The sequence below is a fragment of the Pseudoalteromonas sp. SG43-4 genome (genome assembly GCF_014164325.1).
GTDB classification, from domain to species: Bacteria; Pseudomonadota; Gammaproteobacteria; order Enterobacterales; family Alteromonadaceae; genus Pseudoalteromonas; species Pseudoalteromonas distincta.
This window is the reverse complement of record NZ_JACJFB010000005.1, coordinates 191635-206897: the sequence shown is the minus strand read 5'-3', so window position 1 is coordinate 206897 and position 15263 is coordinate 191635. Positions and strand designations below refer to the sequence as shown.

Here is a 15263-nt window from a genome sequence, read left to right as displayed (position 1 = left end):
TGGTGATAAACGCTAAGCTAGTGCGCGTTTATCACCCTAGCGATTACTTCGTACAAACCTTGTGTGCTTACAGGTTTAGATACAAAGTCATCCATACCTACACTTAAACAGCGCTGTTTATCATCTTCGTAGGCATTAGCGGTAATTGCAATAATGGGCACATGTGCCTTAGTGTTTGCTTCGTTAGCACGTATTGTTTGTGTACATTCGTAACCATCCATATTTGGCATTTGGCAATCCATTAAAATTAAGTCAAAGGTGTTACCCTTAAGCACTTTTAACGCTTCAATTCCATCGTTAGCCATTGTAAGTTGTATATGAGTTGGCTCTAACATTTTTGCAATTACTTGGCGGTTTATGGGGTTGTCTTCTACCAATAGTAATTTTTTGCTACCAAGATCAGGTACTGATTGCGACTTTACTGCGGCTGTGGGCTCTATAAACTCAGCTTTAGGCGCATTAATGTAAAACTTGAGCATGCTGCCTTTACCGGGTTCACTATTTAAAGATATTTCACCCTGCATTTTTTTAATTAACCCTTGGCTAATGGCCAAACCTAGCCCGGTACCGCCATATTTACGCGCAACACCTACATCAGCTTGAGTAAACTCACTAAACAATAACGATTGCTGATCTTTTTCTATGCCTATGCCGCTATCAGACACACTCACAAATAATTGCTGGCCACTGTAATCAAACGATAAACGCACAAACCCGCGCTCAGTAAACTTATACGCGTTAGATAATAAATTAATAATAACTTGGCTTAAGCGTAAATCATCTACGTTAATACAATCTGGCAAGGTGTTACTACACTGAACTATAAACTGCACATCGTCAGAGCTTACAATGGGTGAAAACAACGATTTAATATTTTCGATAAACGGCGCTAAGTTTGTTGGGCGCGGGCTAATTTGCATTGCATTAGCCTCAATTTTAGAAAAATCTAAAATATCGTTTAAGATTTTTAATAAGTTTTGAGCACTTTTTTGTTGCGTATCTAAAAGATCTCTTTGCTCGTCGGTTAACGAACTATCACGCAGCAATACTTCACCCATGCCCAAAATACCGTTCATTGGGGTGCGTAGTTCATGACTCATATTTGCTAAAAACTGCGATTTAGCCACATTAGCTAAATTAGCACGCTCTACTGCTTGCTTAAGCTTGTTAGTTTGCTCAGCAACTTGTTTTTCTAGCTGCTGGTTAAACTCACTGAGTTGTTTGTTTAGGTCTTGGTTTTTTATATTTGACGCTTGCAGGTTTTCTATTGAATGCTGCAGCGCAGTGGCTAGCATTTCAAACTGCTGTTGTAGTTGCAATACTTCTTGCCAACTTGAATCTGTATTAAAAGTATGTTTTTTTGATTTATTAAAGCTTTGCATTAAATTAGTTAAACCACTAATTGGCTGCACTAATAAGTTTGCAAGTTGGCGTACAAACAGCACCACCATAATAATTAGCATAGCGCCTAGCAAAATACTTGGCAGCCATGCTTTGGCTACAGCCATACTCAAATGTTTACGATTATAAAAAGTGATTACTTGCCATTTGCTCTGCGGATTAACATATCTAGAACTATGGTAAACCTCATTATTATTGGAGCGAAATAAATTTTTATCGCCCATATTACGCGCATTAAAACCATCTTCGTTAAAGTCGGTTAATATTTTAAACTGCTCAAGCGAGCTAAAAACCACTTTTTGTTTATCATCCAGTACAACTAACTCGCCAGTATTTTCAAATAAATTAGGAATAAACTGCTCTAATCGTCCAAGCTTTAACGACCCCTCTACTACGCCGAAAAACTCACCATCACGATAAATAGGTGCCGACAGCGCAACAATGGCTTCATTGCCAAGCCCTCGCCCTTGAAACACACCACCGCTATAACCGAGAGGATATTGCTTAGCCTGATTAAAGTACTCGCGATCAGTGACATTACGCTGCGCCTTAGTTAGCCCCGCTATAAGGTTATTAGGCGACGTTATTTCGACGTAGCCGCTAGGGTTTGCATACAAGCTTGTAGCAAACCCTGGAAATAGATTCATTAGCCTTTTTAACTGCTGCTCACTATCTGTGCCCGCGCTTATGGCGTCGCTACTCATTACAATGGCATTTTTATGAAACGTTAAATAATCACTTAATTGAGTGCTTATATATTTGGCTTTTTCTTCAAGCTGGGCGTCTACCTCATACTCTAACCGAGAGTGGTGATCGTTCACTAAAATTACACTGGTAAGCAGTATAACCAATATAATAATAACGCTTACAACATAGCTAAGAATGCGAGCAAGAGGCCTGCCCTGATAGGCACGGCTGGCGTGGGGTACAAATACACTAAATAAATCAACTAAAGCTAAGCTAATTAACGCATTTATGAGGTACTTTGATATTGCAACAACTAGCGTTAACCATGGCAGACCAATAAGAAACTGCCCTATTCCCCAAATTATAGGTAAACCAACTAACAGCCAAAAAACAGTACCAAGAGGGAGTATGGGTTTAGAGCGGCGTAAACAAAAAGTGTAAAGCCAAAAAAGCTCGAGTAAATAAACAATACTCGGCCAGCAATGCCCCCACCTATAAAGTAAAAAGCCAGATACGATCGCAAGGCTTAAGCACGCATAACGCAGCCCAATAAACACTAAGCTACATAATACAAATACTTGCCCAAATAAAAACTCAGAACTGTCGAAAAAATATAACGGCGAGAGGTTAACTAAACCCCCTAGCAACCCTAATAAAACAGCGAGTGTCCACTTACTTCTTTGAGGCATTACTTCAACCCTAGAGTACTTTGTTAACACGCAGTGTTAAATTAATATAATTGCTACATTATTGCGTACAAGTTAAAAGTTGTCTAGCGAGAAAAGGAGCTGGAAACTATTAGGTATTATGGATTAATTTAGTGAAAAAATATAAAAATTAAGGAGTTAGCGATATACACCCAATGTTGCTTGAAGTATAAGTTGGCATAACCAAACTCGGTTTTATTGCTCCACAGCGACAAAAGTGAAGCGTAAGTTGACATAGAGTTGAATCATAAAATGGCATAAAGTGACTGGTTTTCTTGAATTAAAAGCTCCTGATACCAAAGCCAGTTTTTTAATGCTAAAAAATTCCGATTAATTTAGTAGAAATAGATATTTCTCATTAAGACTTAAACACCGTTAAGTTTCAATTTTTGATGGTGAAGAAAATGATTGGATAAATTTTATAGGATATCTATGTCGATGATATGACGTACCGATTCGCAACAAACGATTATATTAGCACATCAAGAATAGTGGAAATATCACCTCAGAACCAGCTAATCAAAACTGTCAGTGGTAGCCTTTATCAAGTTATTGGAAAAGGCAAAAAGCCGAAGTGCAAATGTGAGTGAGCCATTTAACAATTTGGTTAATACTAAATTATGTCATCTTATGCTTCTGGTTTATGCCATCTTTTAGTACAAATATGTCAACTTATACTTCAAACAACACCCAAATGAGGAATTTGGGTGGCAGTCTTACCAGCCACATCTCGGCACACACGTCACAAACTGTGGCTGCTCCCTTCCGGGCCTGACCAGGTTCGCCTGCTAGTGTTGCGAGAGGACCAATAAGACTACCATTGAGGGCCTTGGTTGGCGCGGGAAGGATTATCTCTACTTTTGCTCGGTTATTCAAGGGATAATCTAAAAAGAAAGTGCGATTGCATACTTCATATACAATCGCGACGTATTTAGCTGTTTTAGTGCGTATTAATTGTTCTCTAACTGCGCTTTTATATTACGAAGTGCTGCTTTTACTTTTTTCATGTTTTCTGGACCCATACGTAAAAGCTGTTTTTGCGCAGCAGGTAATTGCTCCCACTCCGAAAACGCATACTGATACGTCACTGAATCGCGAAGTAACGGCAAGTCACCTTCAGGCTCTGGCGTATCAAGTAATAAATCGATTGCATCGGTTAGCGTTTGATTAAACTCATCATCTCCATAACCAATTTCACTGTATGCATTATTTATAAGTGGCTTGTACTCTTCGTACATGCGAACGGCTTGCGCTGCACTCATACTGGTAAATATTTTCACATACGGGGTATAACGCTCGTAGCTGTTAGGGTTAATTGTGAGGATATCCCCTTCATTAACGCTAAATTTCTCTTCTGGCTGTACAACAGGCGTGTGCTTTTTAGCTACCTTACCTTTAGCTAGGTTATCTACATATACAACACCACGGCGAATTACATCGTCGGTCACCATTAGGCTCATTACTGAGTCGCTTAGGTACTCATCCATTTTAGCAACCACAACTGCATCACTTTCGTTAAGTGTTGGTAGTGGCTCTACTTCAGGCTCCGGCTCGCTCGGGCTTTGTACTGGTACTTCAAGCTCGGCTGGTTTTTCTGGCATTACAGATGGCGCGTCTACCACTGGGTCGTTCTCGGGTTTAAGCTCCATCATAGGTTGCTCTTTAACTGCGGGCTCTACCTCAGTGCGTGTTTCTTGCTCGTCACTTGGTGTGAGCAATACGAAGGCAGCCGCACATGCTACGACTATTAAAATAATAACGGCGAAAAGAATATTGTTATTAGGTGGACGTTTTTGAACATCTGATGCTTCTGGTTTATCTGACATACGAACTCCATAAAAATTAAAATGCGATATCACTTAGAGTACGCTAAGTGGATTAAATTCATTCTTACACAAATACTATGACATTTTATAATACGGCAATTATAGCAAAGTAAGTTACCTACTAAATTGGGTGATTAAATAATGTAATAAGCATTAGGGCAGTTATCCTTTGATTCTTCTAGCTTAAAGACTTACAGTTAATAAATAAAGTAAAGACGTAGAACAGTTTAACCACCAATATGAAAATCAAGCAAGTTGATCCACAAAAACCTAAAACTGCCTTATTACTTACAGGTGGTGGCGCACGAGCTGCTTATCAAGTCGGTGTGCTAAAAGCGCTAGCTCATAGTATGCCTCGTACTGCTCCATTGCCATTTAGAGTAATAAATGGCACCTCCGCTGGCGCTATTAACTCTGCTGCATTGGCATGTTACGCTTCTTGTGCGCATTTGGCTGTACGAAAGCTCGAATCAGTTTGGAAAAACTTTTCAACCTCTATGGTCTATAAAAGTGACTTTTTAAGCGTGTTTGGTCATATTGCTCGCAATATCTTAACGAGCTTTCAGTCAGAGCATATTAACCACCCACCAGCGAGCTTACTAAATAACCGCCCTCTGCGTAGTTTATTAAACGAGATTTTAGATTTACACCGCATTGAGCGCAATTTACACCGTAATTATTTAGATGCGCTGTCTATTACAGCCTCAAGTTATACAACGGGTGACTCGGTTGCATTTTTTCAATCTAATACGCAAACATCGTGGCAACGTGCTAAACGCGAAGGCCGCGCAACTCGTATTAATGTTGAGCACTTAATGGCATCAAGTGCCATTCCTATGGTGTTTCCAAGTGTAAATATTTATAACCATTACTTTGGTGATGGCTCTATACATCAACTTTCTCCGCTGAGTCCGTCGATTCATTTAGGCGCTGAAAAAATATTTATTATTGGGGTAGACCAACCTAAAGAATTACACCCGCCGGGTTATTCGCCACATTATCCTGGACTCTCTGCTGTTGCGGGGCATTTACTAGACAGTGTATTTACCGACACTATGCAATCGGATTTAGAGCGTTTGGCTCGTGTTAACCGAACATTAGGGCTATTACCCGCTCGTGATAAACATCAAGAACTTAAACAAATAGATACCTTTGTAATTAACCCATCGCAAAACTTTAACGCAATTGCAGCGCAGTATTACGACGATATGCCTTGGGCTATTAAAGTATTGCTACGTACCATAGGTGTTAAAAAACATTCGCAATCGAGCTTAACCAGTTATCTATTGTTTGAAAAACGCTACACCCAGCATTTAATGCAAATTGGTTATGAAGACGGTATGAAAAAATTACCGGAGATACGCAAGTTTTTAGAACTAGATTAAGCTCAAACAGAAACGTTATTCTATTCCGTCGAGCAGGTAGTGCTCTACCCGCTCAACACGCCTTGGTTTACCTTGTAACACTAAAACGTCATTAGCCAATAAGGTTGTTTGTGCTGATGGCGTGTCTATTTCGGCTCCTTCTCTGCGCAGCGCTTTTACCAGTACCCGACGCTTTTCTAAATTTAGATTTTCGATTGTTTTATTAACTGCATAAGCTTTATCAGGCAGAGCAACCACATGTAAGTACTCTAACCGGTCACTTGATGTATCTTCGTTATCTTTAAAATAGCCTGCATAAAAGCTTTGCATTAACGGATAACGATTACGACGCTCTTTACTTACTCTTCGCACAATACGCGTCATCGGTACGCCCGACATAGACAACACATGCGACACGAGCATTAAGCTTGCCTCTAACGACTCAGGTACTACTTCGGTTACACCTAGCTCTTTTAAATAATCTAGCTGGCTATCGTCACGGGTACGAATGAGTATTTTAACATTGGGTGCTATTTGCTTTATGGCATCAATCACAACTTGTGCATGATCAAACTCTGTAAAAGTAATAATAACCAAGCGAGCTCGCTCTACTCCTGCGCACTTTAAAATATCTTTTTGTTTAACATAGCCAAATATGACAGGCTCACCCGCCGCTTTGCCTTCTTGTACTAAAATTGGGTTACTTTCAATCGCAACATAGTCTATTGCTTCGGGCTTTAAAAAACGCGCTATAGTTTGCCCAACTCGCGAAAAACCACAAATAACAACATGGTCACTATAAAGCGTACTACTTTGTGGCTCACTCTCGAGCGCCAAACTTGGGCGATCGAGTATGCCTAAACGCTTTAAAATAAATGGCGTTTTATCAATCAAAAATGGGGTAAATGCCATTGAAAGCACACCAAGGGCAATTAAAAATGAAGCTTGCTCTGAATTTAATAATTGATGCTGGCCAGCAAGTGCAATAAGTACAAAGCCAAACTCCCCCATTTGCCACAGCATAATGCCACAGGCGAGTGAATCTTGGTTTCGCTCATGCATTAGCCGCGCGCTAAAGGCTACCACTGCAATTTTTAATACCAGTAAACCCAGCAAGGCGCCAATAATTATTACGATATGCCCCAGTACAAATAAAATATCCAGCTGCATACCTACAGTAACAAAAAATAGCCCCATTAAAATATCGCGAAATGGGCGTATATCGGCCTCTAACTGATGCCTGTAATGGCTCTCACCTAACATCATTCCGGCTAAAAAAGCACCTAGCGCCATAGACAAGCCAAACATATACGTTAAAAAGCCTGCAAACAACGCGACTAATATGGTGGTAAGTACAAATAGCTCATCGGTTCGTACTTGCGCTATTTCTTTAAACACAATGGGCAATACCCATTTACCAATTGCCCAAAGAAGCACACATACAAATGCGCCTTTACTTAGGGCAAACGCTAAAGCCCAGCCAATACTTTGAGAGTCACTTGATGCAAATAAAGGAAGTATTATTAATAGAGGAACGACAGCAATATCTTGAAAAAGTAGAACACCAACGGCTAATTGCCCACGGCGCTGATTAAGCTCACCCGTTTCTTTTAATAGCTTAACTACTACAGCGGTTGAAGAAAGCGCCATAATTGTGCCGATGGTAAAACTGGTGAGTAATGAAAAGTTTAAGCAATATAGAATAATAATGAAGAGTAAACTGGTTATACCTACTTGTAATGAGCCCAAACCAAATACTAGGTTGCGCATTGCCATTAGTCGAGAAATAGAAAATTCTAGCCCTAAACTAAATAACAAAAACACAATACCCAATTCAGCTACAAACTCTATTTCGTGAGATTGTGCAAGCCAGCCAATACCATGACTACCGGCTAAAACCCCCGTTGCTAGGTACGCTAAAATAGGCGGCAAGCCAATGCGCTTAAAAAACCACACAAAAAGAACTGCCGCGACTAATAAGCCAAAAATTTGAGCATTAATACTTTGCAAATGCAGCCTCGCGTTTAAATTAAACTAGTAGCTTGTAAGTAAATATAACAACCATATGTTTTTCATGCAATTTTAAAATATGGCACAAAAATAGCTTAGTTATTGCAAAGTAACACCCTCGGGGGAGAATTTTATGGAAAACGTCCATATTTTGACGCAGCGTGTGTCTGGTCGCGGTGATTTTTTGCCGTTTTCGGCTGAACACTCACCTACAAATGAAATAACTGAAACGCATGAACTCGTCGCAGAGCTACAAACAAGCTTAGTGATCGAGGATGTTCTGGCTATTTACGCTAAATTTGCAAAACAATTGCTCAATTTTTCTGGATTGCAGTTTCAATCAACTTTAGGTACTGCTCAAACATCACAAAGTGATACAAATAGTACACCCTATATTTTTGATTTAGCGATTAATAAAGACCACTTAGGGCAGCTAATTTATTTTAGTAAATTCCCACTTGGTCACGCAATTGAGAAAAAATTACATACATTACATAGTGCGCTGGTTTATCCACTTCGTAATGCGATGATGTATAGCCGCGTACTAAAGCTTGCCACAAAGGATGCGTTAACCGGTTTAAATAATCGTAGTCAATTTAATGACTTTTTACTTCAAAAGCTTGAAAACTGTCGCCGTTATCAACGCCCATTTAGTTTAATGTTGCTTGATTTAGATAACTTTAAACAAGTTAACGACAACTTCGGCCATAAAATTGGTGACGATACACTTAAAGAATTTTCAAAAGTACTGTGTAGCAGTATACGCGGCACTGATTCGGTATTTAGATTTGGTGGTGATGAGTTTGCTTTACTTATTGAAGACCCTGAGTTTACAACTAATAAAGTGATTGCTGAGCGTATAATGTGCTTAGTAAGAAAATCGCCATTAATGTCTAAGTATAAAGTAACAACCAGTATTGGCTTTACTTTAGCTAACAGCCAAGATTGCGAAACTGAGATATTTGCTCGAGCCGATAAAGGTTTATACAAAGCAAAGGCATCAGGTAGAAACTGCGCAAAAGCATATTAGCCTTTACTTAACTGCATTAAATAAAAAAGCCTAGCTTCCCCCGCTAGGCTTTGCACTTACCAATTTATAAATAAACAACGCAGCACAAAAACCAAAAAAGAACCCGCTAATTAAATTAAGTAATGCAGTAATAGTCGCAAGCGGTGTAAATAATACTAAAAGCAGTGGCAGACTCACGCCTAAAATAAAAAACAATCCACCTTTACCTAACCAATAAGCTAATAAAAGTACTGCAGATGCAATCCCACCAGCGACTGCATAACCTAACGTAACTATATTTAACTCAAGTAAAACATTAGCGATAACAGCTATAAGCGCTGTTATTAGCATACCCATTGGCGCTTTTTTTACTAACGATAAGCCAACATGCGGCTGTTTACTCATTTATTTACACTCCCAAAAAATACCATTTTCATCAACATGCTTAGCGCTTATAAAACAACCAACCACTTGAACTAATTCATCATTATAAAAAATAAGTGGCACACTGGCGCGTAGCCACGGCGCTATTTTTGCATCTTTAAACCAATGCTTAACTGTATTACTACCAGGCTTTTTAAGTGGTTTAATACGTGCGCTATTGCAATTAAAGCGCACTATTACTTGCTCATTTGAGTGTGGAGGTCTTACTCCAAAACCAATGCTTTTAATTAATAAGCGCCCGTCTGCAAGTTTTAGCTGCGAATGATTTAGCTCAATATCTGTTAATACTTCACTTGGTGTTACAAAATACAAATAACCTTGATGACGACGTATTTGCCCATAGAGCAAATCAATACGCATTTGCGCGTCGTTTTTTGCGCACATTGCTTGATTAATAATTTGCTCAAGCTGCTTTTGCGATGGCATGACCTGTGTAAATAATGTAAGCCACGCACGTACTATATTTGCAATACGCGCTGAGCTGTATTCGCTTATTTGGCTAATGCACAGTGCTTGGTACTCGTTAATACACTTATTTAAATCAAGCTGAGTGTACTCATCAAGTAGTGTTTGCTGTTGTTGTAGTAGCTCAATACTTCGTGCTGTACATTGTTCAAACCCAGTAAAACGCTCGGCTAACACAGGTACTATTTTTGAGCGTAAAAAGTTACGGTCAAAACTTTCATCTGTATTTGAGTCATCAGTTATGTGGTTAATACTAAAGCGCGCCGCAAACGCTTCTATATCGCTTCGCTTTACGTTTAACAATGGCCTAAAACATACACGGCCACTTTGCAGCAAACGCACTTGGTGCATGGCGCCAAGCCCTTTTAAACCCGAGCCACGCTTTAAGCGCAGTAAAAACGTTTCTACTTGGTCGTTTAAATGTTGGCCCAATAAAACAATGCTGCCTTGTGGGCTTAGCTCATCAAGTGCTTTGTAACGTGCATCGCGAGCTTGGGCTTCAAGGCTCGTACGCGACTGCTGCTCAATTACAACTTTTGCGACTTTAAAAGGCACATCAAGCTCAATACATACCTTTTTGCAAAAGCGTTGCCAGTCATCGGCATACTGGCTCAAGCCATGGTGAACATAAATAGCCGATACATCAATTGCAGGGTTATCGGCTCTTAAAGCACGCATTAAATGCAGCAACACCACAGAATCAACACCACCAGAAAGCGCCACAGTAAAAACAGTGTTACCTTGCTCAATATAGCTATTTAGTGATTTTTTTAATTGCTGATAAATTGCTGTTGTATGCATATGGCCGCACTTTTATATAAAAACTCTGAACATTTTAAAGCAAAAAAGCCGCATAAGCGGCTTTTTTTAACAATTAATGTGTTTAGCAATAACCAAACGACATTAAACGTTTGTAACGTTGATCAAGCATTTCTTCAAGCGTAAGCGCTTGTAAGTCTGCTAGGTCACGCTTAAGGCGTACTTTTAAGTTACGTGCCATAGCATCGTAATTACGATGTGCACCACCTAGTGGCTCATCAACTAAGTTGTTGATTAAGTCTAGCTCTTTAACGCGCTCTGCGGTTACACCCATTGCTTCTGCTGCAAGCGGTGCTTTGTCAGCGCTTTTCCAAAGAATAGACGCACAACCTTCAGGCGAAATTACAGAATAAGTGCTGTACTGCAACATGTTAACTCTGTCGCCAACACCAATCGCTAATGCACCACCTGAACCGCCTTCACCAATAACCGTACATATTGTCGGCACTTTAAGTGACGCCATTACTTTTAAGTTACGTGCGATTGCTTCAGATTGACCACGTTCTTCAGCGCCAACACCTGGGTATGCACCTGGTGTGTCAATAAAGGTCATGATTGGCATTTTAAAACGCTCAGCCATTTCCATTAAGCGTAATGCTTTACGGTAACCTTCTGGCTTTGGCATACCAAAGTTACGTTTAATTTTTTCAGCAGTATCACGACCTTTTTGTTGGCCAATAACCATTACCGGTTCGCCATCTAAACGCGCAATGCCACCTAAAATAGCTGGATCGTTAGCAAAAGTACGATCGCCAGCAAACTCGTCAAATTCCGTGAAAATGCGCTCGATATAATCTCGAGTGTAAGGACGCAACGGATGACGTGCTAACTGTGATACTTGCCAAGCGCCTAAATTAGAAAAAATCTCCTGTTTTTGTTTGGCACTTTTTTCTTTTAATTTGCTGACTTCCTCTTCTAACTCAAGGTCTAATTCGCCAGCGCGGCTGATACTTTGTAATTCTTCAATTTTTGCTTCTAATTCTGCAATTGGAAGCTCAAAATCAAGATAATTGAGGCTCATGCTCTAAACTACCTAATTAGTTAAATTCTAGTTCTACATCTTGCGCAGCCATTAGTGATAACTTATGGATTAAGTCGTCACTTGGCGTAACACACCATTCGATCCCAAGAGTTAATTGCGCCAACGCATCTGGACGTTGGTAATAAACCTTGATCGGACACGTTCCCATTTTATAGGGTTCGAGTACTTTTTGTAATTTATCGAAGAAACCTGCCTCGATTTGCACCATGTTCAGCGTCATTTTAATCGCTTTAATACGCTTTTCACGCGCTTGAGCAATGGTGTTTATTTCTCTGGCGGTCATTGTAATACCACCGGAGAAGTTATCAAAGCTGACCTGTCCAGATATTACCAAGATATTGTTAACTTGGAGCATATCTTGGTACTTTTCAAACTCGTCTGAATACAAGCGTACATCAATCCGTGCACTCTTGTCATCTAAAGTTACTAAGGCCCAACGATTTCCTTTTTTATTAATTAATACTCTAGAAGCAATCACCAAACCAGCGGCCGTTGCAAACACATCACGATTAGTTGGCTGTAAATCAACTATTTTTCCGCTAGTGTAATGCCTAAGCTCACGGCGGTACTGATTTATTGGATGCCCAGTTAAATAAAGGCCTAGCGTCTCTTTTTCGCCATCTAACCACTCGTTATCAGTAAGCCCTGTGGCTTTAATAAAAGCTTGTTCAACTTCATCAGGCTCAGTGGCTAATAAACCAAATAAGTCACTTTGTCCTAATTGCTCAGCTTTGTTGTGTTGATCGGCCGCACGCATAGCATCTTTTAAACTGGCTAGTAATGTAGCACGCCCAGATTGGGTTTTCTCTGGTCCTAATTGATCCAAAGCACCCGCGTAAATTAATTTTTCGGTAACACGTTTATTTAAGCGTTTTAAATCAACACGGGCACAAAAATCAAATAAATCTTTAAATGGGCCGCCTTTTGCACGCGCTTCTAGGATTGCATCAACCGGTGCTTCACCCACGCCTTTTATCGCGCCAATGCCGTAAACAATTTCACCTTCAAGGTTTACTGTAAACTTAAACTCACCTGCATTTACGTCTGGTGGTAATAAGGTGAGCTTCATGTTTTCACATTCATCCACCAAAATAACTATTTTGTCGGTGTTATCCATATCGGCCGACATTACCGCAGCCATAAACTCTGCAGGATGATGCGTTTTCATCCACAATGTTTGATACGATACGAGTGCGTAAGCTGCTGAGTGAGATTTGTTAAAACCGTAACCTGCGAACTTTTCTACCAAGTCGAAGATTTTTATCGCAAGCTCGCCGTCAATGCCGTTATTTCTTGCACCATCTTCAAATGTTGAACGCTGCTTTGCCATTTCTTCGGGTTTTTTCTTACCCATTGCACGACGCAGCATGTCGGCGCCACCTAGCGTGTAACCTGCTAGTACTTGCGCAATTTGCATTACTTGTTCTTGATACAAAATAATGCCGTAGGTTGGATCAAGTATTGGTTTTAAGCTTTCGTGCTGATACTGCGCATCTGGGTATGAGATTTCTTCGCGGCCCAGTTTTCGGTCGATAAAGTTATCTACCATGCCTGATTGCAGTGGACCTGGGCGGAACAAGGCCACAAGTGCAATCATATCTTCAAAGCAGTCGGGCTTAAGGCGGCGTACTAAGTCTTTCATACCACGCGACTCTAGCTGGAATACAGCAGTCGTTTCGGCTCGAAGTAGCAACTCAATACTTTTTTTATCATCCAGTGGAATGGTGTTTATATCAACGGGGTCTTTACCTTGGCGCTTCATGCGCACATTGGTCATATCGACCGCCCACTGCAATATAGTCAGTGTACGTAAACCCAAGAAATCGAACTTAACTAGGCCGGCTGTTTCTACATCGTTTTTATCAAACTGTGTTACTGGAAACTTACCTTCGTCGTCGCAATAAAGCGCAGCGAAGTCGGTAATAGTGGTTGGCGATATTACTACGCCACCCGCATGTTTACCGGCATTACGTGTACACCCTTCAAGGATGCGACACATGTCGATTAAGTCTTTTACCTCATTGTCGCCATCGTAGGCTTCTTGCAAGCGCGGTTCTACATCAAACGCTTTGGCAAGTGTCATACCGGGGTCACCCGGAATCAATTTTGAAATTCGATCAACAAACCCGTAAGGATGGCCAAGCACTCGCCCTACATCGCGTATTACCGCTTTTGCAGCCATGGTACCAAAGGTAATAATTTGCGAAACCGCATCCCGACCATACAAAGCCGACACGTGATCAATTACTTCGTCTCGTCTATCCATACAAAAATCGACGTCGAAATCGGGCATTGATACACGTTCAGGGTTTAAGAATCGCTCAAAGAGTAAGTCAAACTCAAGTGGATCAAGGTCGGTAATTTTAAGTGCGTACGCAACTAACGAACCTGCACCTGAACCACGACCAGGTCCAACAGGAATATTATTATCTTTACTCCACTGAATAAACTCCATTACGATTAAGAAGTAACCTGGGAATCCCATTTGGTTGATTACACCGAGCTCAATTGCAAGACGCTCATCGTATTCAACACGTTTTACTTTTCTATCTTCTTCGTCGGGGAATAAAAACTGTAGTCGTTCTTCAAGGCCGTCTTGTGACACTTTAACTAAAAAGTCTTCAATTTTAAGCGAGCCGGTTGGGTAATCAGGTAAAAAGTAAGTACCTAATTGCACAGTTACATTACAACGCTTAGCGATTTCTACGGTATTTTGTAGGGCTTCTGGAATATCGCTAAACAACTCAGCCATTTGCTCAGGTGTTTTTAGATATTGTTCTTCAGAGAACCGTTTAGGGCGGCGCTTATCATCGAGCGTGTAACCGTCAAAAATAGCAACACGAATTTCGTGCGCTTCAAAGTTTTCGGGCTTTAAAAACACCACTTCGTTGGTGGCTACAACCGGTAGTTGCTCTTTAGCAGCAAGCTCTACCGCCATGTGCAAGTAATCTTCTTCAAGCGGTCGATTGGTGCGAACAAGCTCTAGGTAGTAGTTATCGCTAAAATGCTGCTTATAAAAACTAACAACCGATTCAATTACAGTCGGATTATTTTTTAATAATGCTTTACCTAAGTCACCGTCTTTAGCGCCTGAGAGAATAATTAAGCCTGCTTTTAGCTCAACTAACCACTCGCGGTCAATCACAGGGCGATGAAATACATGCCCACGCTGATAAGCTTTAGATATCAGCAAGGTAATATTTTTATAGCCGTCGTTGTCTTTGGCTAATATAGTTAAGCGGCTTGGCTCATCAGGAAACTCTGGGCTACGAACCCAAAAGTCAGCACCCACTATAGGTTTAATACCTGCATTATGCGTGGCGCCATAAAAACGCACTAAACCACAAAAGTTCATTTGATCGGTAATTGCAATGGCTGGCATTTGCAGCTCTTGCGCTTTTGCGACGATTGGCTTTGTTTTAGCAAGGCCATCAACCATCGAAAAGTCTGAATGAACTCTTAAATGAACAAAATCAGGAGCAGCCATGC

At 40.5% G+C, this 15263-nt stretch carries 9 protein-coding genes and 1 other RNA gene; 2 read left to right on the top strand and 8 right to left on the bottom strand.

Features of this window, described 5'->3' with window-relative positions; all coding sequences use genetic code 11:
* Nucleotides 1-17: 17 nt before the first annotated feature.
* The 3 genes from H5160_RS07250 to H5160_RS07240 form a co-directional block, all read right to left on the bottom strand.
* Nucleotides 18-2777, bottom strand: a complete 2760-nt coding sequence (locus tag H5160_RS07250) for a response regulator (RefSeq protein WP_182737140.1) — start codon at nt 2775-2777, stop codon at nt 18-20.
* Between the two features lie 732 nt (nt 2778-3509).
* Nucleotides 3510-3606, bottom strand: an RNA gene (gene ffs / locus H5160_RS07245) — signal recognition particle sRNA small type.
* A gap of 139 nt (nt 3607-3745) precedes the next feature.
* Nucleotides 3746-4621, bottom strand: coding sequence for a DUF3014 domain-containing protein (locus tag H5160_RS07240; RefSeq protein WP_182737138.1), 876 nt, complete (start codon nt 4619-4621; stop codon nt 3746-3748).
* Nucleotides 4622-4860: 239 nt separating this feature from the next.
* Here H5160_RS07240 and H5160_RS07235 point away from each other — a divergent pair, with 239 nt between their 5' ends.
* Nucleotides 4861-6006: a patatin-like phospholipase family protein gene (locus tag H5160_RS07235; protein WP_002958292.1), complete on the top strand. Its 1146-nt coding sequence runs from the start codon at nt 4861-4863 to the stop codon at nt 6004-6006.
* Nucleotides 6007-6021: 15 nt separating this feature from the next.
* Here H5160_RS07235 and H5160_RS07230 read toward each other — a convergent pair whose 3' ends face one another.
* Complete coding sequence (locus tag H5160_RS07230) at nt 6022-7995, bottom strand: monovalent cation:proton antiporter-2 (CPA2) family protein (protein ID WP_024596261.1); 1974 nt, start codon at nt 7993-7995, stop codon at nt 6022-6024.
* Between the two features lie 133 nt (nt 7996-8128).
* Between H5160_RS07230 and H5160_RS07225 the strand changes: the two genes are divergently transcribed.
* Nucleotides 8129-9025 (top strand): GGDEF domain-containing protein, encoded by an 897-nt coding sequence (locus H5160_RS07225; RefSeq protein ID WP_182696038.1) that lies wholly within the window; start codon nt 8129-8131, stop codon nt 9023-9025.
* Between the two features lie 30 nt (nt 9026-9055).
* On the opposite strand, the gene H5160_RS07220 is transcribed toward H5160_RS07225, so the two are convergent.
* From H5160_RS07220 to dnaE, 4 genes are all read right to left on the bottom strand, one after another.
* The gene (locus H5160_RS07220; protein WP_002958295.1) at nt 9056-9409 is read right to left on the bottom strand and encodes a hypothetical protein; all 354 of its coding nucleotides are present in this window, start codon (nt 9407-9409) and stop codon (nt 9056-9058) included.
* Complete coding sequence (gene tilS, locus H5160_RS07215) at nt 9410-10714, bottom strand: tRNA lysidine(34) synthetase TilS (RefSeq protein ID WP_182737136.1); 1305 nt, start codon at nt 10712-10714, stop codon at nt 9410-9412.
* Between the two features lie 82 nt (nt 10715-10796).
* Nucleotides 10797-11753 (bottom strand): acetyl-CoA carboxylase carboxyl transferase subunit alpha, encoded by a 957-nt coding sequence (gene accA / locus H5160_RS07210; protein WP_002958297.1) that lies wholly within the window; start codon nt 11751-11753, stop codon nt 10797-10799.
* Between the two features lie 16 nt (nt 11754-11769).
* Complete coding sequence (gene dnaE, locus H5160_RS07205; protein ID WP_002958298.1) at nt 11770-15261, bottom strand: DNA polymerase III subunit alpha; 3492 nt, start codon at nt 15259-15261, stop codon at nt 11770-11772.
* Nucleotides 15262-15263: the final 2 nt, after the last annotated feature.